The 26,865-nt window shown below is 60.6% G+C and carries 25 protein-coding genes; 12 read left to right on the top strand and 13 right to left on the bottom strand.

Annotation, left to right across the window (positions count from 1 at the left end):
* Window positions 1-3: 3 nt before the first annotated feature.
* Window positions 4-1,056, top strand: a complete 1,053-nt coding sequence (locus J7399_RS07520) for a substrate-binding domain-containing protein (protein WP_209085041.1) — start codon at window positions 4-6, stop codon at window positions 1,054-1,056.
* 1 nt (window position 1,057) lies between these two features.
* Window positions 1,058-2,386 carry a GH1 family beta-glucosidase gene (locus J7399_RS07515; protein ID WP_209085039.1) on the top strand — a complete coding sequence of 443 codons (1,329 nt, stop codon included), beginning with the start codon at window positions 1,058-1,060 and terminating at the stop codon, window positions 2,384-2,386.
* Here J7399_RS07515 and J7399_RS07510 read toward each other — a convergent pair.
* The 11 genes from J7399_RS07510 to J7399_RS07460 all read right to left on the bottom strand — a co-directional run bounded on the left by J7399_RS07510 (window position 2,383) and on the right by J7399_RS07460 (window position 13,753).
* The gene (locus J7399_RS07510; RefSeq protein WP_209085037.1) at window positions 2,383-3,114 is read right to left on the bottom strand and encodes a copper homeostasis protein CutC; all 732 of its coding nucleotides are present in this window, start codon (window positions 3,112-3,114) and stop codon (window positions 2,383-2,385) included. The two genes, J7399_RS07515 and J7399_RS07510, sit on opposite strands and share 4 nt — an antisense overlap.
* Window positions 3,101-4,240 carry an N-acetylglucosamine-6-phosphate deacetylase gene (locus tag J7399_RS07505; RefSeq protein WP_209085035.1) on the bottom strand — a complete coding sequence of 380 codons (1,140 nt, stop codon included), beginning with the start codon at window positions 4,238-4,240 and terminating at the stop codon, window positions 3,101-3,103. The genes J7399_RS07510 and J7399_RS07505 overlap by 14 nt, the downstream gene beginning before the upstream one ends.
* Window positions 4,237-5,466 carry a class II D-tagatose-bisphosphate aldolase, non-catalytic subunit gene (locus J7399_RS07500; RefSeq protein ID WP_209085033.1) on the bottom strand — a complete coding sequence of 410 codons (1,230 nt, stop codon included), beginning with the start codon at window positions 5,464-5,466 and terminating at the stop codon, window positions 4,237-4,239. Before J7399_RS07500 ends, J7399_RS07505 begins: the two co-directional genes overlap by 4 nt.
* A complete protein-coding gene (locus tag J7399_RS07495; protein WP_209085031.1) occupies window positions 5,459-6,364 on the bottom strand; it encodes an ROK family protein in 906 nt (301 codons plus the stop codon). The genes J7399_RS07500 and J7399_RS07495 overlap by 8 nt, the downstream gene beginning before the upstream one ends.
* A complete protein-coding gene (locus J7399_RS07490) occupies window positions 6,361-7,422 on the bottom strand; it encodes an SIS domain-containing protein (RefSeq protein WP_209085029.1) in 1,062 nt (353 codons plus the stop codon). Before J7399_RS07490 ends, J7399_RS07495 begins: the two co-directional genes overlap by 4 nt.
* Window positions 7,419-8,417 (bottom strand): SIS domain-containing protein, encoded by a 999-nt coding sequence (locus tag J7399_RS07485; RefSeq protein ID WP_247742809.1) that lies wholly within the window; start codon window positions 8,415-8,417, stop codon window positions 7,419-7,421. The genes J7399_RS07490 and J7399_RS07485 overlap by 4 nt, the downstream gene beginning before the upstream one ends.
* Window positions 8,414-9,550 (bottom strand): Gfo/Idh/MocA family oxidoreductase, encoded by a 1,137-nt coding sequence (locus tag J7399_RS07480; RefSeq protein WP_209085028.1) that lies wholly within the window; start codon window positions 9,548-9,550, stop codon window positions 8,414-8,416. Before J7399_RS07480 ends, J7399_RS07485 begins: the two co-directional genes overlap by 4 nt.
* Before the next feature lie 9 nt (window positions 9,551-9,559).
* Complete coding sequence (gene ugpC / locus J7399_RS07475) at window positions 9,560-10,657, bottom strand: sn-glycerol-3-phosphate ABC transporter ATP-binding protein UgpC (protein WP_209076185.1); 1,098 nt, start codon at window positions 10,655-10,657, stop codon at window positions 9,560-9,562.
* Between the two features lie 93 nt (window positions 10,658-10,750).
* Window positions 10,751-11,956 carry a sugar ABC transporter substrate-binding protein gene (locus J7399_RS07470; RefSeq protein ID WP_209058052.1) on the bottom strand — a complete coding sequence of 402 codons (1,206 nt, stop codon included), beginning with the start codon at window positions 11,954-11,956 and terminating at the stop codon, window positions 10,751-10,753.
* 20 nt (window positions 11,957-11,976) lie between these two features.
* A complete protein-coding gene (locus tag J7399_RS07465) occupies window positions 11,977-12,819 on the bottom strand; it encodes a carbohydrate ABC transporter permease (RefSeq protein WP_209076180.1) in 843 nt (280 codons plus the stop codon).
* A 1-nt stretch (window position 12,820) separates the two neighbouring features.
* The gene (locus J7399_RS07460) at window positions 12,821-13,753 is read right to left on the bottom strand and encodes a sugar ABC transporter permease (RefSeq protein ID WP_209058048.1); all 933 of its coding nucleotides are present in this window, start codon (window positions 13,751-13,753) and stop codon (window positions 12,821-12,823) included.
* Between the two features lie 217 nt (window positions 13,754-13,970).
* On the opposite strand from J7399_RS07460, the gene J7399_RS07455 reads away from it, so the two are divergent.
* The 5 genes from J7399_RS07455 (at window position 13,971) to ilvA (ending at window position 19,456) form a co-directional block, all read left to right on the top strand.
* Window positions 13,971-14,726 (top strand): GntR family transcriptional regulator, encoded by a 756-nt coding sequence (locus tag J7399_RS07455; protein ID WP_209058040.1) that lies wholly within the window; start codon window positions 13,971-13,973, stop codon window positions 14,724-14,726.
* Between the two features lies 1 nt (window position 14,727).
* Entirely contained in the window at window positions 14,728-16,524 is a 1,797-nt protein-coding gene (locus J7399_RS07450) for a beta-N-acetylhexosaminidase (RefSeq protein ID WP_209085027.1), read from the top strand.
* A gap of 118 nt (window positions 16,525-16,642) precedes the next feature.
* Window positions 16,643-17,269: a hypothetical protein gene (locus tag J7399_RS07445; protein WP_209085026.1), complete on the top strand. Its 627-nt coding sequence runs from the start codon at window positions 16,643-16,645 to the stop codon at window positions 17,267-17,269.
* Between the two features lie 160 nt (window positions 17,270-17,429).
* Window positions 17,430-18,179, top strand: a complete 750-nt coding sequence (locus J7399_RS07440) for a hypothetical protein (RefSeq protein ID WP_209085025.1) — start codon at window positions 17,430-17,432, stop codon at window positions 18,177-18,179.
* 38 nt (window positions 18,180-18,217) lie between these two features.
* The gene (gene ilvA, locus J7399_RS07435) at window positions 18,218-19,456 is read left to right on the top strand and encodes a threonine ammonia-lyase IlvA (RefSeq protein WP_209085024.1); all 1,239 of its coding nucleotides are present in this window, start codon (window positions 18,218-18,220) and stop codon (window positions 19,454-19,456) included.
* Window positions 19,457-19,619: 163 nt separating this feature from the next.
* Here ilvA and J7399_RS07430 read toward each other — a convergent pair whose 3' ends face one another.
* Window positions 19,620-19,943: an Hpt domain-containing protein gene (locus J7399_RS07430; RefSeq protein WP_209058030.1), complete on the bottom strand. Its 324-nt coding sequence runs from the start codon at window positions 19,941-19,943 to the stop codon at window positions 19,620-19,622.
* Between the two features lie 167 nt (window positions 19,944-20,110).
* On the opposite strand from J7399_RS07430, the gene J7399_RS07425 reads away from it, so the two are divergent.
* Window positions 20,111-21,379: a SpoIIE family protein phosphatase gene (locus J7399_RS07425; protein ID WP_247742808.1), complete on the top strand. Its 1,269-nt coding sequence runs from the start codon at window positions 20,111-20,113 to the stop codon at window positions 21,377-21,379.
* A gap of 63 nt (window positions 21,380-21,442) precedes the next feature.
* On the opposite strand, the gene J7399_RS07420 is transcribed toward J7399_RS07425, so the two are convergent.
* The gene (locus tag J7399_RS07420) at window positions 21,443-21,880 is read right to left on the bottom strand and encodes an NUDIX hydrolase (protein WP_209058028.1); all 438 of its coding nucleotides are present in this window, start codon (window positions 21,878-21,880) and stop codon (window positions 21,443-21,445) included.
* Window positions 21,881-21,958: 78 nt separating this feature from the next.
* On the opposite strand from J7399_RS07420, the gene J7399_RS07415 reads away from it, so the two are divergent.
* The 4 genes from J7399_RS07415 (at window position 21,959) to J7399_RS07400 (ending at window position 26,850) form a co-directional block, all read left to right on the top strand.
* Window positions 21,959-22,975 carry an Hsp33 family molecular chaperone HslO gene (locus J7399_RS07415; protein WP_209085023.1) on the top strand — a complete coding sequence of 339 codons (1,017 nt, stop codon included), beginning with the start codon at window positions 21,959-21,961 and terminating at the stop codon, window positions 22,973-22,975.
* On the top strand, window positions 22,959-23,567 hold the full coding sequence (locus tag J7399_RS07410; protein WP_209085021.1) for a CoA pyrophosphatase: 609 nt from the start codon (window positions 22,959-22,961) through the stop codon (window positions 23,565-23,567). Before J7399_RS07415 ends, J7399_RS07410 begins: the two co-directional genes overlap by 17 nt.
* The gene (locus J7399_RS07405; RefSeq protein WP_209085019.1) at window positions 23,564-24,721 is read left to right on the top strand and encodes a CCA tRNA nucleotidyltransferase; all 1,158 of its coding nucleotides are present in this window, start codon (window positions 23,564-23,566) and stop codon (window positions 24,719-24,721) included. The genes J7399_RS07410 and J7399_RS07405 overlap by 4 nt, the downstream gene beginning before the upstream one ends.
* 287 nt (window positions 24,722-25,008) lie before the next feature.
* Window positions 25,009-26,850, top strand: coding sequence for an ABC transporter ATP-binding protein (locus tag J7399_RS07400; RefSeq protein ID WP_209085017.1), 1,842 nt, complete (start codon window positions 25,009-25,011; stop codon window positions 26,848-26,850).
* The last annotated feature ends 15 nt before the right edge of the window (window positions 26,851-26,865 follow it).

Raw genomic sequence — 26,865 nt, 5'->3', positions numbered from 1 at the left:
ATCATGAACCTGAAAGAGCTCTCAGAGAAACTGGGTCTGTCGCAGACTACAGTGTCGCGAGCGTTAAACGGCTACCCCGAAGTGCGCGAATCAACGCGGCAAAAGGTGCTGGAAGCGGCGCGCGCCCATAACTATGCGCCCAACACCCGCGCCAAAACGCTGGCGACCGGGCGGGCGATGACCATCGGTCACGTGCTGCCGGTGTCCAAGAAGCATGAGATGGTGAACCCGATCTTTGCGGATTTCATCGCCGGGGCGGGGGAGATCTATTCTGACAACGGCTATGATCTGTTGCTATCGGTGGTGAATGACGAGGACGAAGAGGCCAGTTACCGCAAACTTATTTCACGTGGAGCAGTGGACGGGGTCATCGTACATGGCCCCAAGGTGAATGATCGCCGCATCGCGCTGTTGCAGGAACTGGGTGTGCCCTTTGTGGTGCATGGCCGCTCCACCGAGGTGGCAGAGCGCTACAGCTGGGTGGATGTGAACAACAAGCGGGCCTTTCAGCGGGCCACCGAATTTCTGCTGGATCTGGGACACCGTCGCATCGCCTTGCTGAACGGATTGGCGGATATGGATTTTGCCACCCGCCGCGGCGCGGGCTATGTGGCGGCGCTGGACGGGCGCGAGGTGCCTGTGCGCCAGGAGCTGATCTTTCACGACGAGATGACCGAGAACTACGGCTATGAAACCTGCCGCAAAGCGCTGGCGATGGAGAAGCCACCAACCGCCTTTGTGGTGTCCTCGATCATTCCGGCCATTGGCCTGCGCCGCGCGCTTTCCGAGGCGGGGCTGAAGATGGGCCGCGATGTCTCCGTGGTGATCCATGACGATGCGCTGAGTTACTTCGGCAACGAAGGCGATGTGCCGGCCTTCACCGCCGTGCGCTCTTCGGTGCGCGAAGCTGGGCGCAAGGTGGCTGGCACGCTGATTGATATGATTTCCAAACCCGGCAGCGAGCTGCGTCAGGAGATGCTCGAAGCAACCCTGACCGTTGGCCAATCCACCGGGCCAGCCCCGGCGGTGCGACAGGTTCTGGCACAGGAGGACTGAGATGATCACCCACAAGCGCTCCGACTTTCCCGAAGGGTTTCAATTTGGCGTGGCCACATCGAGCTATCAGATCGAGGGCCACAGCTTTGGCGGCGCGGGGCGCACGCATTGGGATGATTTTGCCGCCACACCCGGCAATGTGGTGCGGGCCGAAAATGGCGCGCTGGGCTGTGACCACTACAACCGTCTGGAAGAAGATCTCGATCTCATCGCCGGGTTGGGGGTGGACACCTATCGCTTTTCCACCAGCTGGGCGCGGGTGCTGCCCGATGGGCGTGGTACACCCAATCAGGAGGGGCTCGATTTTTATGACCGACTGGTGGACGGGCTTCTGGCGCGCGGCATCAATCCGGCGCTGACACTCTATCATTGGGAGCTGCCCTCCGCCCTTGCCGATCTGGGCGGCTGGCGCAATCGCGATATTGCGGGCTGGTTTGGCGACTATACCGACACGCTCATGCGCCGGATCGGGGATCGCGTTTGGTCGGTCGCGCCGATCAACGAGCCCTGGTGCGTGGGTTGGCTGAGCCACTTCATGGGAGCACATGCGCCGGGGCTGCGCGACATCCGCGCCACCGCACGCGCCATGCATCATGTGCTTCTGGCCCATGGCACGGCCATTCAGGTGATGCGCGGCCATGGCATGAAAAACCTCGGTGCGGTGTGCAATTTTGAATGGGCCACGCCGCTGGATGACAGTGCAGAGGCCGCCGCTGCCGCCGCGCGCTATGATGCGATTTACAACCGGTTCTTCCTCGGCGGACTGTTCAAAGGCGAATATCCCGCACTGGCGCTGGAGGGTTTGGAGCCGCATCTGCCGCAGGGCTGGCAGGATGATTTTGAGGTGATCACCACGCCCGTGGATTGGAGCGGGCTGAATTACTACACCCGTAAGCTCATCGGGCCGCAGGATGGCCCATGGCCGCGCTACAGCGAGCACACCGGCGATCTGCCTCTGACCTCAATGGGCTGGGAGATCTATCCCGACGGGCTGCGTGATTTCCTGATCCGCATGGCGCGCGAATACACCGGTGATCTGCCGATCTATGTGACCGAAAACGGCATGTCTGCGCCGGATCACCTCTCAGATCGTGGCGTGGTGGAGGATTCGCACCGCATGTCTTACCTCAATGGCCATCTTTCAGCGGTGCAGGACGCGCTGGCCGCAGATGTGCCGCTGAAGGGCTATTACATCTGGTCGCTGATGGACAATTACGAATGGGCGCTGGGCTATGAGAAGCGTTTCGGCCTGATCCATGTGGATTTTGTCAGCTTTGCGCGCACGCCAAAGGCGTCTTATCACGCTTTGGCACAGGCGCTGCGCAGCTAGTCTCGTGCCATAAGCTGATCCAGCTTTTCCCGGAAGGCCGAAACGGTGGCGCGGTCTGTCACGCGCTGCGTCTTGGCAAAGCCAAATTGATGCAAGTTTGCGGCCACCGGCATGTCTTTCGCGCAGGAGCTGTGAAAGGATGTGATGCCGGTCATTTCTGCGATTTCAGTCAAGTTAGAGACTGATACGCCGCTGCCTGCCATGATCTCGATCCGCCCGTCCGCCGCGCTGTGGAGGCGTGCAATCTGCGCCAACCCGTCAATTGCTTTGGGCGCCCCGCCGGAGGTCAGGATGCGGTTTATGCCCAGCGTGATGGCCTGCTCCATGGCCGCGATGGGATCCGGCAGCAGGTCGATCACCCGATGCAGCGTGACCTCCAGCCCGTCGGCGGCGCGCATCAGGGTGCTGAGCGTTTTCAGATCAAGCACGTCCCCTTGGCGTGCGCCGATAACCACCCCGGCCAGACCTGCCTCCTTCACCGCATGAATGCTGGCGCACATCGCCTGTGTTTCTGCTGCGTCATAACAGAAATCTCCGGCGCGGGGCCGGATCATCACATGGCTTGGCAAGTCGCTCTGCGCCGCCAGCGCTATCAGCCCGGGATCGGGTGTTAGGCCCCCCAGCTCCAGCGCGCTGCACAGCTCGATCCGGTCCACCAAGCCAGCGCAGGCATCCAACCCGGCAGGGCTGTCGATGCAAACCTCAAATGTGAGCCTATTCCGCCGCATCTGGGGCTTTTGGCGCGGTGAGAGCTGCGGCAAGTGTGCCAGTGACGGCGTGGTTTTCATCCAGCAGGATCAGATCTTCGACAGGGCGGTTGAGCGGGCTTGCGAGCGCCTCCAACCCCATGCAGGCCGCAGGGGTGGTGATCGCCATGCGCAGGGCCGCTTCCGGTGTCAGCCCGATTTTTGAAATCAGGCGCTGCACGCCCTCGGCCTGGGTGATATGCGCCCCAGCCAAGCCGCCCTGACGATTGATCAGGCGCCCATCGCGCAGCACAACCTCATGGCCATAAAGATCAAACCGATCCGGCCCGCCAACCGTGGCCATGGAATCCGAGACCAGCATCATACGGTCCGGCACCGGACGTGCGCGCAGGGCAAGTCCGACCATGCTGTCAGCCACGTGGAAGCCGTCACAGATGATCCCGGCGTAAAGCGATGAATTGATCACCGCGCCCACCACGCCGGGTTCCCGGCTCGTCATCGGGGACATGGCGTTATAGAGATGCGTCGCGCAGCTTGCGCCCGCCGCAATCGCCGCCTCAACCTGCGCCGCCGTGGCATCGGTGTGGCCCAGCGAGACAACAACGCCGATCCCCGCCAGCTCGGAAATCTGCTCAAGCGTTGCGGCCTCTGGCGCCAGCGTCATCATCACCGGAATGCCGATCTCGCGCAGATGGCGCACCACATTCATCGTGCGCGTATCAAGCGGGCGGATAAAGCTGCCCTCATGGGTGCCTTTGCGCGGCTCGGCAATATGCGGCCCTTCGATGTGCAACCCCGCAACGCCCGGCAGATCTTTGGCCGCGACAATGGCATTGGCAGCATTTTCAAGCACTTCGGGGCGGTCGGTGATCACCGTGGGTAGGATCGCGACCGTGCCGAAACGCCGGTGCGCGGCGGCGATGGTGGCGATGGCCTCGCGCGTGGGCGTAGCGTTTAACAACACGCCGCCGCCGCCGTTGACCTGCAAATCCACATAACCCGGTGTCAGCGTGCCGCACAGTGGCGTGGCGCCCGCCGGCGCCTTGGCGATCTCCGTCACAACGCCGTTTTCCACACGCAGGGCCATGCCCGTGCGTAGGTCTTTGCCGTCAAACAGGTGATCGGGGGCCAGCCATTGCGTGCTCATGATGTCACCTCAAGAAAATAGGGATCCAGCGCCAGCTCGATCTGTGCATCCACCAACCGCTGCGCCTGAGAGCCGCTGAGCATCTCGGCGCGGGCCAGCGTGGTCTCGTCAAAGGCCGCACGCAGCGTGGCGTCCGGCAATGCGGCGGGGAGATCGTCAAACAACGCGGTCACAGCGGCCACCGCTTTGGGCTGGGGCCAGTAATAACGGATACGATCTGCCAGCCCGAAATGGCGCTGCTGATAAAGCGCCTCCTCGGCCCCATGATAGTGCCCCTGCCAGTGTTTTGGCGTTTCCAACATCACGTCTTCCATTGCCGCCTGCAGCGCGCCTTTGGTGCCGCGCAGACTGTCCAGCGCGTAAAGCGCTTCGCGGTATGCGAAGGTCAGCGCCGGGCCGACCTTTTGGAACGCAAAGCCCAGCTCTGCAAGCCGGTGAAACACCTCCGGGTGCTGATAATCCGTCGAATGCGCCTCAAGGCAGACATTTGGCGCGTCTGCCAGAGCCGCAACAAAGCCCGGATCGCGCGTCAGCGGCATGTGATGCACCTCGGTCGGGCTGAATTCCACACCGGGCTGCACCACCAATCCGCCAATCGCGGGGGCCAGATCACCGAAGGTTTCGATATGCATCGCCAGCGTCTTTGCGGCGTCAGCGGCATTGGTGGGCGGAATGTCCCCGTCCTCATCCATGCGCGCGCCGCCGGGGGGGGGCACTTCGGTGCCAACCACAAAGAGCAGATCGTCACCCGCCTCTGCGCAGACCCGCGCCAGATCGGCAGAGCGGCTGGCGGTTTGATCGTCATTAAGCTGCGCCGCTTCGCCCGCGCAGCCTTCCGAGCAATCCAGATGGATTTTGCCAAAGCCGGCTTTCACATAGTCGCGCACCAATACGCGCGCCTTTTCCATCGCGGCCTCGGCTGGCATGGCGCGCCAGGCCTGCGGGCCGAGGTGGTCGCCGCCAAAGATGATGCGGTTGCGGTCCACACCTGCGCCGTCGGCAATGTCGTGCACATAGCGGATGAAGCCCTCCGGTGTGATCCCGGTATAGCCGCCATCCTGATTGACCTGATTGGAGGTGGCTTCAATCACCACCTGCTGATCCTTGCGCTCCGCCAACGCGAGCGAGGCCCGCAGCACATCCGGATGCGCAGAGCAGACCGAGGGGATGGCCACCGGCGCGCCGCCGCGGTTTTGGGCGATAATCTTGCGCAGCACATCAGTCATTTTGTGTCTCCTGCCAGGCCGCATAGGCTGCGCCGCGCGCGCCACTGGCGTCTCCGCCCTGGGCCAGTACCAGTTTTGCGGCGAGAAAATCGCCGATCTGCGCGTCTTGCGCGGCGGCTGTGATGTCTTCGATCACGCCGTCGATCCGGCTCAAGCCGCCGCCCAGCACAATCACGTCAGGATCCACTGTCAGAGTCAGCCCGTGGATCATCTCGGCCGCAAGGCTGGTCCAGACTTTCCAGACCCGCGCCATATCGCCCATGCGCCGCGCAGCGATCTCGGGTGGGGCAAGGTTTTGTCCGGTCAGATGCTCCGCCAGCAGGCTCAGGCCGGGGCCCGCAACATAGGTTTCAATACAGCCCTGACGGCCACAGCCACAGCGGTGGATCGGCAGCCGATACTGGCTCACGATATGCGCGGGCGCGGCGATATGGCCAAACTCGCCGCCGGTAAGGGTTGGCCCCTGCAATAGAGACTGTTTCACCACAATTCCGCCACCAATGCCTGTGCCGATGATCAGCGACATCACCGTGTCATGGCCCCGTCCTGCGCCAAAAATCGCTTCGGAAAGCCCCAGCGCACGGCAGTCATTCACATAGGTGATCGGGCGTCCTAGCGCGGTGTTCAGATGGGTAGGAAACGGGTGGTCCGTGGCGGGCAGATTGGCGGTCAGCGCAAGGCCGGTTTTGGGGTTGATCAACCCTGCCGCCCCAACGCCGACAGGCACGGCCATGCCTGCCTCCGCTTCGGCCCAGCGGGCCTGATCGACCACGGTGGCCACCAGATCTTTGTAAGACTTGGGCGTGGGGGCGCGATGGCGCGCGACCTCGCTCCAGTCTTCATCAAACAGGCGTACCTCACATTTGGTGCCACCCAGATCGATGCCGGCGACGGTCATGCGTCTGCTCCCTCGCCAACCCCGTGCAGGGTCACCCCGGCCACCACCCGGCTGAGCGTGCCTTGGCCTGTGAAGGGATCATCTACATTCAGGCCCAGCTCCGCCGCCCATTTGACCCCGTCAATCTGGGAGGCCGCGATGCACAGCGGTGCGGCCCAGGCGGTGCCAAAGGGCATGGGGATGTCGTTGTCGCCGCCGGGGCCAATCTCTGTCACCCGCGCGTCAGGGAACTGCGCACGCAACTCGGCCACAAGATCGGTATCATAGGCGCGGGTTGGCGATTGCGGGCTGGAGAAGACGGTGATCGCGGTCTCCCCGCGCACAAAGGACTTTGGCCCGTGGCGGAACCCAAGGCTGCTGTCCCACAGCGCAGGCGTCTGCCCGGCGGTCAGCTCCATCACCTTCAGAGCCGCTTCTCGTGCGGCGTAGGTCAGCGGGCCGGAGCCCACATAAACCGCGCGCTCCGGGCGCGGTGTGCCAAACTTTGGCAACAGCGCGTCGAGTTGATCGGCCAGCGCATCAAAGCGCGCAGGCACATCACAGGGCGCATCAAACAGGGCGAGCGCGGTCAGCAGCATGGTGGAAAAGCTGCTGGTCATGGCAAAGCCCGCGTCATGGGTCACTTCGGGCAGGTTGATCACCTTCAATGGTCCGGGCGCTGCGCGGGTCGCCAGCGCGCCGTCGGGGTTGCAGGTGATGTGCAAACGCGGCGCATCCGGCGCCAAAGCGTCCAGCGCATCCAGCGTGCCAAGGCTTTCCGTGGAATTGCCGGAGCGGCCAAAGCTCACCACCAGCGGGCGGTTGCCATTCAGAAAGGCGCGCGGGTTGGCCACCAGATCGGTGGAGGGCACAGAGCGGGTGCCCGGCACGGCGGCGGCGATGATGTCGCCGATATAGGCGCTGGTGCCTGCGCCGCAGAACCAGATTTCCTCCGCCGCCTGCTCCGCAATCCATGCGCGCAGACCAGCGACATCCAGCGCGGCCCCCCAGGCGCGCCAGACGGCGGGTTGTTGGTGAATTTCGCGCCAGGTGGCCCAGGTGTTCAGAGAGTCGGTCATGTGGTTTGGGTCACTTTCGAAAGCGTTTCCGGCGCATCGGGGTTCAACCCCAAAGCCAGCGCGGTTTCAAGGATCACGGGATAGATCAGCGCCAGCAGATAGGCGGCTGCGGCGGCAGGTGGCAGGGGCGCGTCGATCAATTCGCTCACCCGCAGCCGATGCACATCACAACCCACCGCGCCAAAGCGTGCCTCTGCCTGATCCAGACTGTCCTGAATGTCGGCCTGTCCGGTATCAAGGATCAGCACCATCAACGGGTTGGTCGCCAGTTGCAGCGGGCCATGCAGCACCTCGGAGGCGGAATAAGCCTCAGCATGCAGCGCGCAGCATTCCTTGAGCTTCAGCGCCACCTCATGGGCAGCCCCAAAGCCGGTGTCGCGGCCAATCACATAGACGTTGCGCGCGCGCAGAAAAGCCGCACGGATGCTGTTTGCGTTTGGCAATGCCGTGGGCGCATTTTTCAGCGCTGTTGCGGCGCTTGCTGCGTCATATTTAGGCTCTATTCCAGCCAAAAGCGCCATCCCTGCGGCGATCGAGCCCACCACGGTTTTGGTTGCTGGCACTGCGTTTTCCGGCCCGGCATCAATCGGCACGGTGACCTCGGAAACCTGCTCCACCGGGCTGTCAGACTGATTGGTCAGCGCCAGCACCTTGGCCCCCCGTGCCCGCGCACCTTTGGCGCTGCGCACAAGGTCTTCGCTCGCGCCGGATTGGCTCACCACCAATGCGGCGGTGTCCTCCAGCTGTACGCCCGCGCCAATCGAGAAGACCGACGGCGGCAGCGAGGTCACCGGCACGCCCAGCACCCGCATGAACTCATAGGAGAGAATATTGGCCGCCGCATCCGAGGAGCCGCGTGCAATCGTGTAGAACGCCCGCACATCGCCCATGTCGGGCAAGGTCACCTCTTGGGTGGCCGCGCGTGCAAATACGCTGAGGGCTTGGGCGCTTTCCTGCGCCATCCAGGCGCCAGGAACATCCGCTTTCATGGTCATGTCCGCAATCCAAATGTGTCAAACTCGGCCCAGGTCGGGGCCATATCAATCATGCTGCCGTTGATGCGCGCCTCATCCAGCGCCATGGCCACAAGCCCGGCCTCAAGCGCGTCCACCACGCCCACCGGCAGGCTGTCGCTGTCGCCTTTCAAAAAGGCCACGATGTCATCCACCATCATGTGATCCGCGCCGTAATGCGCAGAGGCGCGCGCGGCTTCCATCTGGGTGTAATCGTGATCGGCAATCACCGTGCCATCCCGCGCCGTGGCCCTGACAAAGCCGCGCATAAAATCGCCCTCAACCATGCCAAGCGCACCCATTACACAGAAGCGGCGGTGCTCATCGGGCACGTTGATATTGGTGTGAAAACTCATCGACGCGCCGCTTTCATAGTGCAGGATCGCGGTCTGGTGGTCGATGATATCCCCGTCGCTGTGAAACGGATCATCCACGCTTTGCCACACGCTTTTCTTGCGGTGCATGATCTCGTTTTCAGCGTTAGATGTGGGGGCGAACTCCGGCACAAAGGAGCGCCGGCCCCCAAAGCTCGCCACCCGGTTCGGGCGAGAGGCCGTCACCATGTTGTAAATGTCCAGATCGTGGCAGCATTTTTCCAGCATGAAGCCGCCAGACCAGCGCACCATCCGCCGCCAGTCCCGCATGAAAAACGCCCCGTGATACGGCGCGATATGTTCGCTTGCTTCGATCGAGGTGATTGGCCCGATCTGATCCAGCACCCGGCGCAGATCCACCATATGTTGCGAATAGCGCAGAACCAGCCCGACCATCACACTGTCTGTGCCATGTTCTGCCAAGAGAGCGGCCAACTCCATGGTCTCCTCTTTGGTGGTGACCACGGGCTTTTCGGTGAAAATCCGCACCCCGGCGGCCAGCCCCGCCTTGATATGCTCCAGATGGAAGCTGTTGGGCGAGCCGACAAAAAAGAGGTCTGGCGACGCCTCAGTGAGCATGGTCTCTACGTCGTCAAACCGCGGCACATCGGTGCCGATCATCTCCAGATGGGTGGGCTGGGGATCATAGAAGCCGACAAATTCGACCTCGGGCATGGCCTCTTTCAGGATGGAGAGCACATGCCCCGCCCGAAGCCCGATCCCTGCTGTCACAACACGCATGGCTTATCCTCAGGCCACCAGCGCAGGCGCGGATTTGCGGCGCAGCACCTGACCGTTGCTTTGGAACACATGGCAGTCCTCCGGCGCGACCGTGAGGTTCAGGATTTCCCCTTCACGCACCGGCGCGTCTCCGGGCAGCGAGGCGCAGAAGCGTGTGCCATTGCCAATGGTGCCATAGGTGATCGCCACACCGCCCAGACGTTCCAGCACATTCACCGTAATATCGAGACCATTCTGGCCCAAAGCCACATGTTCGGGGCGAATGCCGACCTCCACAGTGTCACCAACGCTGACGCCCTCGGTCTCCACCGGCAGCGACATCTTGTGGCCGCCTTCAAGCTCCACAGTCAGCGCGCCCGCGGTGTCGAGCACCTTGGCCGGTACAAAGTTCATGTTTGGCTGGCCAATGAAGCTTGCCACAAATTTTGTGGCCGGGTGGTGGTAGAGTTCCATCGGTGAGCCGAATTGCTCCACCTGCCCGCCGTTCAGCACCACAATCCGGTCCGCCATGGTCATCGCTTCGACCTGATCATGGGTCACATAGACCATGGTGGCGTCCAATTCGCGGTGCAGCTGGCTCAGCTCGACGCGCATATCCCCACGAAGTGCGGCGTCAAGGTTGGAGAGCGGCTCATCAAACAGGAACACTTTGGGTTCACGCACAATCGAACGGCCAATGGCCACGCGCTGGCGCTGACCACCGGAAAGCTGTCCTGGCTTGAGTTGCAGTTTTTCCGTGAGTTGCAAAACTTTGGCGGCACGCTGCACACGTGCATCCAATTCGGCTTTCGCCATCTTCTGCACACGCAGCGGGAAGGCGATGTTTTCATAAACACTCAGATGCGGATAAAGCGCGTAGGATTGAAACACCATCGAGATGCCGCGGTCCACTGGTGCGGCGTGGCTGACGTCGTTGCCGCCAATCACGATGGAGCCTGACGTGGCTTCTTCCAGCCCGGCAATGATGCGCAGCAAGGTGGATTTGCCGCAGCCCGATGGGCCGACAAAGACCACAAACTCCTTGTCCTCAATCGCGAGGCTGATGTCATGCAACACTTTGGCGGTGCCAAAAGACTTGTTGATTGCATTGAGGTTGAGCGTCGCCATGGCACTGTCCGTCTGTCTGAGAAGGGATTGATAGAGAGGAGGAATTTCACCCCGGGCGCACCGCTGAAGGCACGCCCGGAGCAGGGAGACCGCTTAGAGCGCGTCGTCGAGCTCTTCAGCGGCGATGGTGACAAGGTTGTCCACGGTGTCATCCTTCAGGATGATGCCCTGCACCATGTTGGTGAACACCGACTGCAGCGATTTGAAATCTTCCACAAGCGGCTCCGGACCACCGGTGGCGATGGAGGCTGTGAAGGTCGGCCAAATGCCATCCGCGTAGTAGAGATCTTCTTTGCCGAGCTTGGAATAATCCAGGATCGGGGTCAGACCCCAGCTGCTGTCCAGATCATACTGGCTGTCACCAGAGGTGATGCGCTTGGCCAGCTCCTGCGCCAGATCTTCGTGACCAGAGCCTTTGAACACCACGATGGAGTCGGTGATCAGGATCGAACCGGAGGTGCCGGAAGGGCCAGCAGGCACAGGCACAACCTTCTGGTTGATGTCTTCGTTGTGCTGGTTGTGACCCCATGGGCCGGACACATACATCGCGATCTGACCGTCGTTGAACAGGTCACGCAGCTGGTCACGTTCCCATGCGGTTGGGCCGTCCTGTGCCACATCCACGAGCTTGCCGTAGAATTCCAGCGTCTCGCGGGTCTCTTTGCTGTCGAGCATGTTTTCGCCCGACGCGCTGTCGATCACCGCACCACCGTTGGAATAAAGGTAGTTCAGGAACTGGTGCATGGTGTTGTCAAAGTCTTTGCCTGCAAGGCCCACGCCTGCCGCATCGGTGTTGTCCACCACGCCTTTGGCCAGATCATACATCGCGTCCCATGTCGCAGGCGCTTCACAGGCCTGACCGGAGGCTTCGATGATGTCACAGTTCAGATAGAGCGCCTTGGTCGAAAACGCATGCGGATAGCCCCAGGCGGTCCCTTCCACGGTCACAGTGTTCAGAACACCGGGCTGATAAGGTGTGCTCGGGTCGATTTCTGCCGGTACGATCAGATCATTCTTGGCCAGCTGGCGCAGGGTACGGCTGCCCATATAGGCGATGGAGGGCGGATCACCGGCTGCGGCGAGAGTCAGGGATTTGTCCTGGCATGTGCCCCATGGCACCGCTTCCAGGTTCACCTTTACGCCTTCGTAATCGGCTTCAAATTGATCGACCACCGCTTGGTCTGCGGCCCGGACTTCGCCGCCGCACATGATGAAATGAACTTCTTTGTCCGCCGCCATGGCCGTGCTTGCCACGCCGGACAAAAGGGCCGCGCCCAATGTCAGTTTTACGCTTTTCATAAATAGTCTCCCTTGTTTGATTATTCTTTCACGGCGCCAGCGGTGAGGCCGGCGACGAGATACTTTTGCAGGAACAGGAAGATGACCATGACGGGCAGAACACCCACCAAGGCAGCGGCCATCATCTCATTCCAGGTCACCGTCTGGTATCCGATGAATTCATAAAGACCGGCAGGCAGCGGCTGCAGCTCGCGGGTCTGGTTGAATGTGATTGCGAACAAAAATTGCTGTGCATAGGCGCCGATAAAGACCGCCACGCCCACCACGATCAGCCCGGGCACCGCCAGCGGCAGCACCACACGGCGCAGGGTGTAAAGACGGCTGGCGCCATCCACAAAAGCGGCTTCCTCCAGCTCGCGCGGAATTTTCTCCAGATAGGAGCGTAGCAGCCAGATGCCGGTCGGAATTAGGAAGGCGACGCCGGGAATGATCATCGCCCAATAGGTGTTGAGCAGCCCCATGGTGCGCAGCACGCGGTAAAGCGGAATGAGCAGCACCGCCCCGGTGAACATGTTCACGCCGAGAAAGATGCCAAGGCTGATGTTTTTGAAAGGAAACTCCAGCCGCGCATAGGCATAGGCCGCTGGCACCACAAAGACCATGGTGATCGCCGTCACCGCGCTGGCGATGAAAATCGAGTTGAAGATATAGCGGCCGAGCAGGGGCACGGTGACCCACATGTCGCTATAGGCCTGCAGGCTGAAATCATCGGACCAGAACTGATAGGGGCTACGGAACAGATGCTCCAGCGGCCGCAGGCTAGCCATGAACATCTCAAAAAACGGCAGCAGCATGAAGGTGAGGAAGACAGCAAGCGCGGCGTAGATGCCGACCAGTTGCAGCTTTGTGTAGCGATCCATCATGTCACTTCACCCCGTAGCGTTTGTTCACTTTGTTCAGGAAGAACAAGTAGATGAGAGAGAAAATACCGAGCAGCAGGACGATGATGACAGCACGCGCTGCGCCTTCGCCGAACTTGTAGTTGCCAATCGCCACCTTGTAGGTGTCCACGATCATCGTGGTGGTCGCGCCGCGTGGCCCGCCTTCGGTCAAAATCCAGATGATCTCAAAGCTGTTGAAGGTGAAAATCGCGGACAGCAGCGCCATGGAGACAATCACCGGCAGGATTTGCGGGATGGTGATGCGGCGGAAGCGATACCAGCGCCCGGCACCATCCACCCAGGCGGCCTCATAAAGGTCACGGCTCACGCCCTGCATTGCGGCAAGGAAGAACAGCGTCACCATCGGCGTGCCCACCCAGACGTCGGTCACAATGGCCGAGTAGAAAGCGGAGGTCTTGTAGGCGAGGAATTCAAACGGCCCATCGGTGATGCCGAGCTTCATCAAAGTGCCGGACAACACGCCGAAATAGCCGTTATAGAGCCACATCCAGCCGATGCAGCCAATCGCAATCGGGATCACCCAGGGCGGCATCACCAACACCCGGAAGAGCGCGCGGCCTGGAATGGCAGCATTCAGCAGCACAGCCCCGATCAGGCCCAGCACCAGCTTCAGCCCGACACTCAGGAACATCCAGTAGAACGTCCGCACAATCGTTTGGTGAAAGCGGCGGCTGTCGGCGAGATCCTGATAGTTCTCAAGGCCAACATAGCTTTCGCCGCCAAGTCCGGCCTCCATGAAAGAAAGACGGATGGTTTCCGCCAATGGCCAGGCCACGATCACGGCGATGAAGAGCATCGCGGGCCCAACCAGCAGCCAGCCAAAGAGCCCCTCTGGCAAAGTGCGGCTGCGCAGGCTGGCGCTGTCTTGTGGCGCCTGAGCGGAGAGTTCGGCCATCCATATCCCCCATGGTTTTCATCGGCTCTCACTGGGGCCGAATCAATTCATGACAAATATGTTAACCCAATCAAACCAAAATGCTACCAATACAATACCAAAAAATAGCTACCTTGAATAACGTATGAAAAACAGGCATTTCGTAAGGAGTTCAGCCTGCCTCATTGCGTATATTTTACAAATTGGTATTGTTTTTGAAACCACATGAGGGCCCGTGATGGAAACCGAGACATCTCTTTATGATCCCAGTGTCTGGCACCGCGCCGGGCGCGGGCCACGGTATCAGCAGCTCTATCGCCACATCGCCGCAGAGATCCGCAGTGGTGGCCTGCAACCCGGTGATCAGCTCCCGCCGGAGCGTGATCTGGCGGACACCGCAGACATCAGCCGCGTGACCGTGCGCAAGGCGGTGTCCTTGCTGGTTGAGGAGGGGCTGATTGAACAGCGGCGCGGCGCAGGCTCCTTTGTGGCGATCCCGTCGCCCCGTCTGGAGCAATCGCTGTCCTCACTTGTGTCATTCACCGAAACCATGCGTGCCCGCGGGATGCAGGCCACAAGCGAAGTGCTGTCGCGCGGGCTGTTTTCGCCCAACCCCGATGAAATGGTCACGCTGGGGCTGGCGGCGCATGAAAAAGTCGCGCGCATCAACCGTTTGCGCAGCGCTGGCGGCACGCCCATCGCGCTCGAATATTCCTCTCTGCCGCGTGACATTCTGCGCGACCCGGAGCAGATCGACACCTCGCTGTATACACTTCTGCGCAAAGACGGCAGCGCCCCAACGCGCGCCATTCAGCGGGTCACCGCGCTCAATCTGTCGCCGTCTGATGCCGATCTGATGAAGCTGCCTGAGGGCTGCGCGGTCTTGCAGATCGTGCGCACCGGCTACCTCGCCTCAGGCCGCCCTATCGAGCTGACGCGCGGACTGTACCGTTCAGACATTTATGACTTCGTTTCAGAGCTCAGGTTGGATTGATATGCAGTATGAAAGTCGCCTCTTTGGCAAGGAAATCCTCTGCACCTTCACACCGGATCGCGCATTGACGGCTCCGGTGTTTTGTTTTTCAGGCATGGCGCCGTTTGAGGTGGTGTCCGGTGGCACAGTGACCAAGGAGCTTGGCAGCTACACGGAAATCCAGCTGCCCGACCTGGCGGCCGATACGCCTTACGAACTGACCATCCGCTACGCCAAAGGTTTTCACCCCGCCAACCGCGCGTGGCTGCCTTTGGGCCCTTTTCTGCGAGTGGCTGGAGAGGCGATCCCTTTGCCCAAACCGCCTTCGGGATGCCGCCCGCAACCGCTGCCGGATCTTGGCCCGTTCCCCGGCCTGCCGTTGGTGCCGCAGCCGCAAAGCTGGGTGCCGTCCGGCGGCACGCTGGCGCTGGACGGCATCCAATGCACCCATCCCGCGCTGGAGGCGGTTGCCGCGCTGGCAAAGCGCAAAAACTGGCGCTTTCAAGGTAATATAGAGACTAGTATTGCGCTCGCAGACTTTGCCGAAGATGCCTATGAAATCGAGATCACACAGCAGGGCATTACCATCCGCGCCGGAGATTATGGCGGGGTGTTTTATGCGGGCATCACGCTTCTGACGCTCCTGCAGCAAGGGCCGCTGCCCTGTGGCACCCTCAAAGACGCCCCGCGTTTTGGCTGGCGTGGGCAACATCTTGACACCGCGCGCCACTATTATGCGCCGGAAACCATCTGTGAGCTGCTCGATCTGATGGCCCTGCTCAAGATGAACCGCTTTCACTGGCATTTTGCCGATGATGAGGCTTTCCGTCTGGAAATCGACAGTTTCCCCGAGCTCTGGCAGAAGACCGTCTTTTGTGGCGAAGGCCATCTGCTGCCGGGCCTGTTCTCCGGCGCGCTGATCTCCGGCGGCAGCTACTCCAAAGACACCGCCCGCGCGATCATCGTCCATGCCAAAGCGCTCAATATCGAGGTGATGCCGGAAATCGAGGTGCCTGCGCACGCCATCGCCCTCACCCATGTGTTCCCAGATCTACGCGATCCTGACGACACCGGCACGGAAACCAGTGTGCAGGGCTACAGAGGCAATGTGGTGAACCCGGCGCTGGAGCGTACATGGGAGGTGCTGGAGACGATCATGGCCGAGGTGGGCGCGCTCTTCCCCTTTGGTCATGTGCATTTGGGCTGTGATGAATTGCCGGAAGGCACTTGGATGGGCAGCCCGCTGGCCCGTGACCTGATGGCGCGCGAAGGGTTGGAGACCACCGATGATCTGCAAGGCTGGACCATCGCGCGGCTCGCCGCCAAAACCACCGCGCACGGCTTCCGCCCCTGCGCGTGGGAAGAGGCCGCAAAGGGCAACAACGGCGGCATCGGCAACGGCGCGCTTCTGTTCAGCTGGACAGGGCAGGGGCCCGGCCTCGCTGCTGCCCGCGCAGGCTATGACGTGGTGATGAGCCCGGCGCAGCATGTCTATCTCGATATGGCGCACACCGATGATCCGGACGACTGGGGCGCCAACTGGGCCGCCTATGTTTCGCTCGCGGACACCATCGCGTGGGAGCCTGTGCCAGAGCCCGAACTTGCGGTGCGTATCAAAGGGGTGCAGGGCACCTTCTGGTCAGAGTTCACCACTGAAGACGCGCAAATCTGGCCGATGCTCATGCCGCGCATGCTCGGCGTCAGCGCCAAGGCCTGGCAAACCGCCGATATCACGACTGAAGCGCTCACGCAGTTGGCCCATGTGTATCAATCGGGCCTTGGCCCGCAGGTCTGGTCACAGCAGGCGGAACAGCCGTGATCTGCGGATAAATCTGTGCAAGTGATTGTAAAAATTTAAGGATTTAGCAGGGCTCGATTTAACCTTTCTTAACCTTGATGCGTCGTACTGGTCCCCGGGATTATTTTGGGGAAGACCGATGGCATATGTAAAAGGCTATTGGCTGTTTGACACAATGACAGCTGGCAAACCTGCAAACGCGGCTTTGGAAGTGCAGATTTTTCCAGAGGAAAATCCGCCGCTTGGCCGGGGCAGCGTGGAATACCGCTCGGCGCTGGGCGTGGTGGACGGCGCGTTTTTTGAACATCACGGCGCAACCTATTTTGTGCCCGACGACCACACCGGCTTTCCGACCTTGGCCCGTGGCCGGGTGCTCAGCTTTGAAGAACCGTGGGAGCAGGAGGCCGCCGCTGGCTATCTTCATCCGCCGCAGGCCGAGCTGACCGAAACGCTGGTGCAATGGATGTGTGATTCCGAAACCTTCGCTTTTGCCGGAGAGTATGACTTTGACGTGGTGCCGGATTTCCGCATCGAAGGGGCGGATCGCGACCAGCTGGATGTCTCTTTGCTGACCGATGCCCGTGGCAAGCCGGTCAGCGTTCAGGATGTGGCCGTGCGCGCAGACCGTTACGGCAATGCGGTGCTGATTTTCCCCGGCGGAGAAGGCATCACCCTCACCGGCGTGAACCCTGCGCGCCTCAATGAGCCGACCTTGATCGCCATGGGTATCCCGAGCAGCGCACAGGTCGACGCGCTTCTGGCCTGAGCCTGAACGCACCTCTTTCTGAGAACTGGGCAATGCACCCAAAGCCGCGCGTGTGGATGTTATACATCACGCGGGCGGCTTTGCGCCGACGGCCCCGCTTCTGACTTGAGATACCTCTAACGCGATCATAGCGTCTGCGCAGCTACTTAGAGGTGATGAGATGCAGGGTTGGAAACTGTTCAAACATGCTTTTGGCATGGTCATTCGCAACTGGCGCGAGGCGCTGCGCATCTTTCTGATGCCGGCGCTGCTTGGGATTGTTGCCCTTGGCCTGATTGTCGGGCTGATGTTCGCCATTCTGCCCCAATCCACCTCTGAAGATTTTCCTGAAGCCGCCGCCATACTGGGTTTTCTGGGCATGTTTGTGGTTTCTGCGACGCTGGCAACCTGGTGCGTTGTGGCGTGGCACCGCTTTGTGATCCTTGAGGAGATGCCACAGGGGTGGATACCCACCTTCAACGGTGGCCAGATCCTGGCCTATTGGGGGCAAATCCTGAAGCTGTCTCTGGTGGCTGTGGTGGTCGGCGCTCCGGCGGTATTTATCGTGACGATGCTGCTGCGGACGGCGCCCAGCCTTGGGATTGTGTTTGGCATTGCCGCCTATATTTTTGCCGTGCTGGCCTTCATGCGTCTGTCCACAACACTCCCCGCAGCCGCCATTGGCAAACCAGTCACATTTGGCGAAGCGTTTGCCGCCACCGCGGGCTCCTGGGGATCGCTCTTTGTGCTGCTTCTGGCCTTGGTTGGCTGTCAGGTGGCGGCCCAGTCGGCTGTGCTTGCTCTGGGCGCGATCACGCCAATACTGGGTGTCCCGTTTTCCATAGCCACAACCGTCTTCCTGTCCCTGCTTAATGTCAGCATCCTGACAACGCTTTACGGGCACTACATCGAAGGCCGCAGCATCGACTGACCCTTGCCAAACGGGGCGGCTTAAGTCACTGAAGGCGCATGAGCGATTTTCGTACCTGTGCCCGCACTGCCGAAGCCGCCATGCGCAGCGTTTTCCCCGCCACGCCTCTGCAGCTGAATGCCCACCTGTCTGCCCGCTTTGACGCCAATATCTGGCTCAAGCGCGAAGACCTCACGCCCGTGCGCTCCTACAAGCTGCGCGGCGCGTTCAACGCCATGCGCAAGCGGCGTGTGAACACGCCTGATCAGCGGATTTTTGTCTGCGCCAGCGCGGGCAACCACGCTCAAGGTTTGGCCTTCATGTGCAAGCATTTTGACGTGCAGGGCGTGATCTTCATGCCGGTGACCACGCCGCAGCAAAAGATTTTCAAGACGCAGGTGTTTGGCAGCGACAATGTCGAGATCCGCCTTGTCGGGGATTATTTTGACGACACGCTGGCCGCGGCTCAGGCCTATTGCACCGAAGCAGGGGCTGCGTTCCTGTCACCCTTTGATGATGAAGACGTGATTGAGGGGCAGGCCACGGTTGCCGCCGAAATTGAATCCCAATTGGGCCGCGTGCCCGATCACATCATTTTGCCGGTGGGCGGGGGCGGCCTGTCGTCGGGCGTTTACAGCTATTTTGGCGATCAGACCCGCTACACGCTGGTGGAGCCTGAAGGCGGCATGAGCTTGGCGGCGGCTCTGGATGCCGGGCATCCCGTGACGCTGGCCAATCTTGACGGCTTTGTCGACGGCGCGGCGGTGGCCCGGATTGGCGACAAGACCTTTGCCCGGCTGGCGAGCCTCTCCCATAAAGATGTGCTGGCCGCGCCCGAAGACCGGATCTGCGCCACGATGATCGAAATGCTCAATGTGGAAGGCATTGTGCTGGAACCCGCAGGGGCGCTGGCGGTGGATGCGCTGACCGATGTGGCCGACGAAATCCGCGGCAAAACCGTGGTTTGTGTGACATCGGGCGGCAATTTTGATTTTGAGCGTCTGCCCGAAGTGAAGGAGCGGGCGCAGCGGTTCTCCGGTGTGAAGAAGTATTTCATTCTGCGCATGCCGCAGCGCCCCGGCGCGTTGCGCGACTTTCTGGAGACCCTCGGGCCGGAAGATGACATCGCGCGCTTTGAATATCTGAAGAAATCCGCGCGCAACTTCGGCTCGGTTCTGATTGGCATTGAAACCACAAGGTCTGAGAATTTCGACGCGCTGTTTGAGCGAATCAAGGCCGCTGGGATGACCTTCACCGACATCACCAATGATGAAACCCTGGCCCAATACGTGCTCTGACCCTCGGCTTTGGCGGATCTGTCGGCAGGTCTATGCCGATAGAGGCGTCACAAACCTGTGAGCGGGACAAAGCCAAAAGCGCTGCACCACATCAGTGGGCGCAGCGCTTTTTGGAGGAGGGACGTCTGAGTTTTTGCGCCAGAGGCGCAGGTTCAGGATGCGATTAGGCCGCAGCCAGAGTTTGAGCAAAGACGTTTTTGCTCTCGGAAAAGGCCGTGAGAATCGCCTCAAGATCGACGGAGTCTGCTTTCCCAGCCGCTGCAGCGGCCTCGCCAGCTTGGCAAAGTTGCGAAAACGCCCGAAAACCAAGGTTCAGCGCGCCACCTTTCAGGAAGTGCAGGTCAGCCTCAAGGTTGGCCAGATCCGGACCGTCCTGAAGACGACCGATGACTTCCTCAACTTCGTCGAGAAAGAGGTCCACAACTTCATCAAAGTCCTCTGCGCCGATCTCTTCACGCAGTTCGTCAACGCGTTCCCAGTCAATCATGGGCATTTCCTCATCAGTTCCTCACCTAACAATGACAAAAAAGTATTAACAATTCCTAACCCGTAAAATTTGAACTATCTCATTTTTACTTTTGACGGCATGTTAAGGCGCACGTTCCTAGATGTCTGTGTAACCAAATTCGAAATTTGTGCAAAGGCCCCAGAGTTTTGTCGAGCACCTCTGTTCAATCTGCTGAAGATGATGCGCCTGAAACCGGCGTGATCAAGCGTGTGTTGCTGGTGGATGACAGCCGTGTGCAAAGGCGCATTCTCAGCCTGTCTCTCAAGCGGGACGGTTATGATGTGATCGAGGCGGCCTCTGGCATGGAAGCTCTGGAGATTTGCCGCGAGGATCCGCCGGATCTGATCCTGTCGGATTGGATGATGCCGGGCATGACCGGGATCGAATTCTGCGTCGCCTTCCGCCAGCTGCAGACAGAAACCTACGGCTACTTCATCCTCTTGACCTCCAAGAGCGAAAAAACCGAGGTTGCACAGGGGTTTGACGCCGGTGCTGATGATTTCCTGACCAAACCGGTGAACGGCTATGAGCTGCGCGCCCGGATCTCTGCGGCGGAGCGTATCCTTCGCATGCAGCGCGAGCTGAAAGACAAGAACAAGGTCATCACCGACACGCTGGACGAGCTTCAGCGGCTTTATGACAGCCTTGATAATGACCTTCTGGCCGCCAAGAAACTCCAGCAATCTCTGGTGCCTGAACGCTATCGCACCTTTGACGGCGCTGCGGTGTCGCTGTTGCTGCAATCCTCCGGTCATGTGGGGGGCGATCTTGTTGGCCATTACAAGATCAGCGACACGCGTATTGGCCTCTATGCGATTGACGTCTCAGGCCATGGAATCAGCTCTGCTCTGATCACCGCCCGTCTCGCAGGGCATCTTTCCGCGACCTCGCCGGAGCATAATGTGGCGATGCAGGTGTTGCCCGACGGCACCCATCAACCGCTGCCGCCCGCAGAGGTGGTGGCGCGTCTTAACGAGATCATTCTCGATGAGATGGAGACCGAGCATTACTTCACCATGCTGCTGGCCGATGTGGACCTGAAAACCGGCAAGGTGATCATGGCGCAGGCGGGGCACCCGCACCCGCTGGTGCAGCGCGCCGACGGCACGATTGAGCAGGATGGCCCCGGCGGCCTTCCGGTTGGCCTCATCCCCGGCGCCGAGTTCTCGCAGTTTGACATTCAGCTTGCCCCCGGCGACCGCCTGTTCCTCCTGTCAGACGGGGTGACCGAATGTCCGGACACCGGCACTGGCATGCTGGGCGAAGAGGGGCTTGAGACGATGATGGCGGATCTCAAAGATCACGATCTCGAAAACACCCTTCAGGCGCTGGTCTGGAAGCTCGATGAGTTCTCCGGTGGCAAAGGCTTCCCGGACGATGTGTCCGGTATTCTTCTGGAATATCAAGGCGACTGAGCGCGCCAGCACGCCTGATGTGCGCCCTGCGATAGAGCGCACATTGGCCCGCGGCCGGATCGCTTAACGCAGAAACTGCGCCGTGAAATGGCGGTCGCCGTCATTGGCCAGCTGTGCCACCGCATCCTCAATATCCATCCACACCGCCGTATGCCCCGGCTCGCTTGGCGGGCCGATCCGCAGCGTTGGTGTCGCCACATAGATCGTGCAGAGCTTTTCCGCCCAGAGGTCATATTCCGGCATAAAGGTGAAACGGCGAAACGCGCCCAACCGGCGCGGCTTGGCAATCCGGTAGCCGGTCTCCTCAAAAACCTCACGATAGAGCGCGACCGTAGGGCTTTCACCGGGATCAATCCCGCCGCCGGGCAGCTGAAATTCATCATGCGGCGCGCTCTGATAGGTCACCAGCATCTGCTCTCCCTTGAGCAGAACCGCATAGGCCCCGGGACGCATCCGATACCGTTTGTCCGCGCGCGGCGGTGTGCCAAATCGTGGAATCATCCGTGAAACCCCTTTTTCCGGCCCTTGCTGGCCCTATATAGTCGCGGTATGGCAAGGGAAGGCCGATAAGGAAACCCCATGAAAGCTGCAAGTAAAATTGCCTGGGACGACACAGTGTTGCCGTTCCAGCTGGACAAATCTGATATTCGCGGACGTGTGGCGCGTCTGGATGGCGTGCTCTCGGGCGTGCTGAAACAACATGCCTATCCGGAAACGGTCGAGGCGCTGGTGGCCGAAATGGCCCTGCTGACCGCGCTGATCGGCCAGACCATCAGCCTGCGCTGGAAACTGTCGCTGCAGGTGCAGACCAACGGCCCGGTGCGCATGATCGCCACCGATTACTATGCACCCCAAAACGAGGGTGAGGTCGCCCGCATCCGCGCCTATGCCAGCTTTGATGAAGAGCGCCTGACCGAAGGCACTCCGTTTGAGCAGCTCGGCAATGGCTATTTCGCGGTTCTGATCGATCAGGGCGAAGGTATGAAGCCCTATCAGGGCATCTCCGGTCTGGTTGGCGGCTCTCTGCAGGCCTCCGCAGAAGCCTATTTTGCGCAGTCTGAACAGCTGGCCACGCGCTTCTCCCTGAAATTCGGCAAATCCATCGAGCCGGGCGTGGGCGAACACTGGCGCGCGGGCGGCATCATGTTGCAGCACATGCCAAAAGCCAGCCCCGAAGTCTCCGGCGAAGGTGGCAGCGGCGAAAGCGGCTATCTTCTGGCCAAGGATGTGGTCAACGAAGACGACGCAGAGAACTGGAACCGCGCCAATATCCTGCTGGATTCGGTCGAAGATCTGGAAATGATCGGCCCCTCCGTGCCACCAACCGACCTGTTGGTGCGCCTGTTCCATGAGGAAGAGCCGCGCGTCTATGCTGCGCAGTCGGTGAAATTCGGCTGCACATGCTCTGAGGAGCGCGTGCGACAGTCCCTGTCGATCTACTCCGCCCGTGACATCGAAAAGATGACCACACCGGAAGGCCGCGTCACCGCGGATTGCCAGTTCTGCGGCGCGCACTACGACATGGATCCGGCCAGCGTGGGCATGCCCCCCAAGGACCGCAGCAAAGACAGCGGTGCCGATGCCGCAGGCGTCTGATCCGCTCCACCACATCAAGGCCGCGCTGTCGCTGGACAGTGCGGCCTCCTCTGATTTTGATCTCAACCCCGATGTGATCTTGCCCAAGGGCCGCAAGCTGCGCCCCGCTGGCGTGCTGGTCCCGATCGAGATCAAATCCGGCATCCCCCATGTCATCCTCACCAAACGCGCCAGCCATCTGAAGCACCATCCGGGGCAGATTGCCTTTCCCGGGGGCAAGCAGGATGAGGCCGATGCGGATGTGATCGCTGCTGCGCTGCGCGAAGCCCGTGAAGAGATCGGTCTGCCTTCTGAAAACGTCGAGGTGCTCGGCACACTGCCCACCCATGAGACCGTGACAAGCTTCACGGTCACCCCGGTTTTGGGCTATGTTAGAGACGCTTTTGACGTGATCCCCGAGCCTGGCGAAGTCGATGAGGTCTTCTCCGTGCCACTCTCCCATGTCACCGATCCGGCGCGGTTTTCCGTGCAATACCGTCGCTGGCAGGGCAAGCGCCGCCATTATTTCACAGTCCCCTTTGGCCCCTATTACATCTGGGGCGCCACCGCGCGCATTCTGCGCGGTCTGGCCGAACGGGTAGAGCGCCTATGAAAGTCACCGGAGACTGGTTGACCGCGCCCGCCACACAGGCGGTTTGCGCCATGTTAGAGACTGATAATCATCAGGCACTCTTTGTGGGCGGCTGTGTGCGCAACGCGCTTTTGGGCGCGCCTGTCAATGACATCGACATCTCCACCGATGCCCGCCCTGAACAGGTCATGGCGCTGGCCAAATCGGCAGGGCTGAACGCCATCCCCACCGGGATTGAGCATGGTACCATCACCGTGGTCTCTGGCGGCATCCCACATGAAATCACCACCTTCCGGCGCGATGTGGAAACCGATGGCCGCCGCGCCGTGGTGGCTTTTTCCGAACATGTGGAGGATGACGCCCACCGCCGCGACTTCACCATGAACGCACTTTATGCCCGCTCTGATGGTACCGTGGTCGACCCGCTTGGGGGCATTGCCGATCTCAAGGCGCGCCGTCTGCGCTTTATCGACGTGGCCGAAGACCGCATTCGCGAAGATTACCTGCGCATCCTGCGCTACTTCCGCTTTCACGCCTATTACGGCGATCCGGCTGAGGGCATGGACACGGAGGCCTTGGCCGCCATTGCCGCCAATATCGAGGGCATTGCCAGTCTGTCCAAAGAGCGCATAGGCGCGGAGATGGTCAAACTCATGGGCGCGCCTGATCCTGCTCCGGCTGCGGCTGCCATGCGCAGCACCGGCGCGCTCACCGCCGTGCTCGAAGGGGCCGATGATCGTGCGCTTGCGCCGCTGGTGCATCTGGAAGGGCTTGCCGGTCTTGCGCCTGAACCCATGCGCCGCCTTGCGGCCTTGGGGGGGCAACAGGTGGCCGAAGCGTTGCGCCTTTCCAAGAAACGCGCGCGCCAGTTGGAAACCCTGCGCAACGGCGTGGAAAGCACCGACAGCCCCGGCGCGCTTGGCTATCTCCACGGCGTCGATCTTGCGCAGTCCATCGTGCTGTTGCGTGCCGCCCTGCTGGAGATGCCCCTGATGCCGGATGCGCTCTCTGAGGTGGCGCGCGGTGCGGCCGCGACCTTCCCGATCCGTCCCGCTGATCTGATGGAGCGCTTTCAGGGCGCCGCGCTTGGCCAACGGCTGAAACAGCTTGAGGCACGCTGGATCGAGTCGCAGTTCACGCTCACCGCAGCGGCATTGCTTGACACGCCGGAGTGATCGGCAACGGCCAACGCACCTTGTGCTTACACTTCGCCCGACCACAAATTTCGCACCTCCGCGATACAGCCGCCTTACCGACGCGATACCGACGTGCCAAAAAGCTGGTTAATGCCCGGTTGACTTTGACGCAACGGTAGCGCAGCATCACCTCACTCAACCATGAGAAGGAGTGCAAAATGTATCGCGGGATTTGGTTTTCATAACCACATCGGACCGCAGTGGCGGCCGATCGTGGCGTGTCACTTCATTTATGCACTTAACTTTCTGTTCTTTCAGGCTTTCTCATGTTCAAGTTTTTCGAGACCCTTGTTGACCCCTATTGCGACTACGACGAAGTAGATACGCCCCCCACCAAGCTGTGGCCCTTCATGCGCGACTATGCGCTGCCTTTCCGAAAAGTCTTTGTTTTTGCTACGATAATGTCCATCATCGTGGCGGCTGTGGAGGTCGGCCTGATCGCCTATATGGGCCGCGTGGTGGACCTTCTGACAGGTGATCCGTCGACGGTTTGGGCAGACCACGGCACCGAGTTCATCTTGGTGGTGCTGTTTGTGCTCTTCCTGCGCCCCGCGCTGCAGGCGCTGGATGTGCTACTGTTGAACAATACCGTGCTGCCAAACTTCGGGGCTTTGATCCGGTGGCGAGCCCATAAACATGTTTTGCGTCAGTCAGTTGGATGGTTTGAGAACGACTTTGCCGGGCGCATTGCCAACCGGATTATGCAGACCCCTCCGGCAGCGGGGGAAGCCGTGTTTCAGGTCTTTGACGCGATCACCTTCTCCATCGCCTATGTCATTGGCGCCGCAATCCTTTTGGCCGAGGCAGATCCCCGTCTGGTGCTGCCCATGCTGGGCTGGCTGGTGCTCTATGGCTTCTTGGTCAAATGGACCGTCAAACGCGTCGGCCCAGCCTCTCAGGCCGCCTCTGATGCGCGCTCCAAAGTCACCGGCCGCGTGGTGGACGCCTATACCAATATTCATTCGGTAAAGCTCTTTGCCCACAATCAGCGCGAGCTGGAATATGCCAAGGAAGCCATTGAATATTCAAGGGAAACTTTTCAGCATGAGATGCGGATTTTCACCATCATGGATGTTGCGCTGGTTCTGTTGAACGGGGTGCTGATCGTCAGCGTTGTGGGCTGGGCCATCTGGCTCTGGTCTATGGGGCAGGCTTCCGTTGGGGCGGTTGCTGCCGCCACCGCGCTCAGCCTGCGCCTGAATGCGATGACCGGCTGGATCATGTGGGCGCTGACCTCTTTCTTCCGTCAGCTCGGGGTTGTGGCTGAGGGTATGGAGACCATTGCCCAACCTATTGATCTGGTTGATCAAAAATCAGCTCCACAGCTTGATTTTGATCAGGGGAAAATCGAGCTGCAGGGTCTGTCGCACCACTACGGACGCGGCTCCGGCGGGTTGGATCAGATTTCCCTGACCATCGCGCCGGGTGAAAAAGTGGGTCTGATCGGCCGTTCCGGAGCAGGCAAATCGACTTTGGTGAAGCTGCTGCTGCGCTTCTATGATGTTGAAACCGGGCGCATTTTGATCGACGGGCAGGACATTTCCGCCGTCACGCAGGACAGTCTGCGCGATGCCATCGGCATGGTGCAACAAGACAGCTCGCTGCTGCACCGCTCTGTGCGAGACAACCTGCTCTACGGCCGGCCTGATGCCACAGAGGCGGATATGATTGCCGCCGCCCAAAAGGCCGAAGCCCATGATTTCATTCTGGATTTGGAGGATCCGGAAGGGCGTAAAGGCTATGACGCCCATGTTGGCGAGCGGGGCGTGAAGCTCTCCGGGGGTCAGCGTCAGCGTATCACACTGGCGCGGGTGATCCTGAAGGACGCGCCGATTCTGCTCTTGGACGAGGCAACCAGCGCTTTGGACAGCGAGGTTGAGGCGGCCATTCAATGCACGCTCTATGGCATGATGGCGGGCAAAACCGTGATCGCCATTGCGCACCGCCTGTCGACGATTGCCGAGATGGACCGAATTTTGGTTATGGATCAAGGCCGTATCGTGGAGCAGGGTAGTCATGCAGAGCTGCTTGCGCAGAATGGTCTTTATGCCGGTTTCTGGGCGCGGCAATCCGGTGGCTTCCTCAATGCTGATGAGGCTGCAGAGTAGCGTTTGACCTTGTGC

The organism is Shimia sp. R9_1, assembly GCF_017743775.1.
Taxonomy (GTDB): domain Bacteria; phylum Pseudomonadota; class Alphaproteobacteria; order Rhodobacterales; family Rhodobacteraceae; genus Shimia.
The sequence above is the reverse complement of the archived record's forward strand: the minus strand, read 5'-3'. Positions and strand labels throughout refer to the sequence as shown.

Coding starts and splice junctions, on each gene's coding strand:
- J7399_RS07505 (WP_209085035.1), bottom strand. CDS start 4,240: ATGAGCACGCAATGGCTGGCCCCCGATCACCTGTTTGACGGCAAAGAC.
- J7399_RS07480 (WP_209085028.1), bottom strand. CDS start 9,550: ATGCGTGTTGTGACAGCAGGGATCGGGCTTCGGGCGGGGCATGTGCTC.
- J7399_RS07515 (WP_209085039.1), top strand. CDS start 1,058: ATGATCACCCACAAGCGCTCCGACTTTCCCGAAGGGTTTCAATTTGGC.
- J7399_RS07405 (WP_209085019.1), top strand. CDS start 23,564: ATGAAAGTCACCGGAGACTGGTTGACCGCGCCCGCCACACAGGCGGTT.
- J7399_RS07485 (WP_247742809.1), bottom strand. CDS start 8,417: ATGACCATGAAAGCGGATGTTCCTGGCGCCTGGATGGCGCAGGAAAGC.
- J7399_RS07520 (WP_209085041.1), top strand. CDS start 4: ATGAACCTGAAAGAGCTCTCAGAGAAACTGGGTCTGTCGCAGACTACA.
- J7399_RS07465 (WP_209076180.1), bottom strand. CDS start 12,819: ATGATGGATCGCTACACAAAGCTGCAACTGGTCGGCATCTACGCCGCG.
- J7399_RS07440 (WP_209085025.1), top strand. CDS start 17,430: ATGCAGGGTTGGAAACTGTTCAAACATGCTTTTGGCATGGTCATTCGC.
- J7399_RS07470 (WP_209058052.1), bottom strand. CDS start 11,956: ATGAAAAGCGTAAAACTGACATTGGGCGCGGCCCTTTTGTCCGGCGTG.
- J7399_RS07460 (WP_209058048.1), bottom strand. CDS start 13,753: ATGGCCGAACTCTCCGCTCAGGCGCCACAAGACAGCGCCAGCCTGCGC.
- J7399_RS07455 (WP_209058040.1), top strand. CDS start 13,971: ATGGAAACCGAGACATCTCTTTATGATCCCAGTGTCTGGCACCGCGCC.
- J7399_RS07490 (WP_209085029.1), bottom strand. CDS start 7,422: ATGACCGACTCTCTGAACACCTGGGCCACCTGGCGCGAAATTCACCAA.
- J7399_RS07410 (WP_209085021.1), top strand. CDS start 22,959: ATGCCGCAGGCGTCTGATCCGCTCCACCACATCAAGGCCGCGCTGTCG.
- J7399_RS07495 (WP_209085031.1), bottom strand. CDS start 6,364: ATGACCGTCGCCGGCATCGATCTGGGTGGCACCAAATGTGAGGTACGC.
- J7399_RS07500 (WP_209085033.1), bottom strand. CDS start 5,466: ATGACTGATGTGCTGCGCAAGATTATCGCCCAAAACCGCGGCGGCGCG.
- J7399_RS07445 (WP_209085026.1), top strand. CDS start 16,643: ATGGCATATGTAAAAGGCTATTGGCTGTTTGACACAATGACAGCTGGC.
- ugpC (WP_209076185.1), bottom strand. CDS start 10,657: ATGGCGACGCTCAACCTCAATGCAATCAACAAGTCTTTTGGCACCGCC.
- J7399_RS07430 (WP_209058030.1), bottom strand. CDS start 19,943: ATGATTGACTGGGAACGCGTTGACGAACTGCGTGAAGAGATCGGCGCA.
- J7399_RS07415 (WP_209085023.1), top strand. CDS start 21,959: ATGAAAGCTGCAAGTAAAATTGCCTGGGACGACACAGTGTTGCCGTTC.
- ilvA (WP_209085024.1), top strand. CDS start 18,218: ATGAGCGATTTTCGTACCTGTGCCCGCACTGCCGAAGCCGCCATGCGC.
- J7399_RS07420 (WP_209058028.1), bottom strand. CDS start 21,880: ATGATTCCACGATTTGGCACACCGCCGCGCGCGGACAAACGGTATCGG.
- J7399_RS07400 (WP_209085017.1), top strand. CDS start 25,009: ATGTTCAAGTTTTTCGAGACCCTTGTTGACCCCTATTGCGACTACGAC.
- J7399_RS07450 (WP_209085027.1), top strand. CDS start 14,728: ATGCAGTATGAAAGTCGCCTCTTTGGCAAGGAAATCCTCTGCACCTTC.
- J7399_RS07510 (WP_209085037.1), bottom strand. CDS start 3,114: ATGCGGCGGAATAGGCTCACATTTGAGGTTTGCATCGACAGCCCTGCC.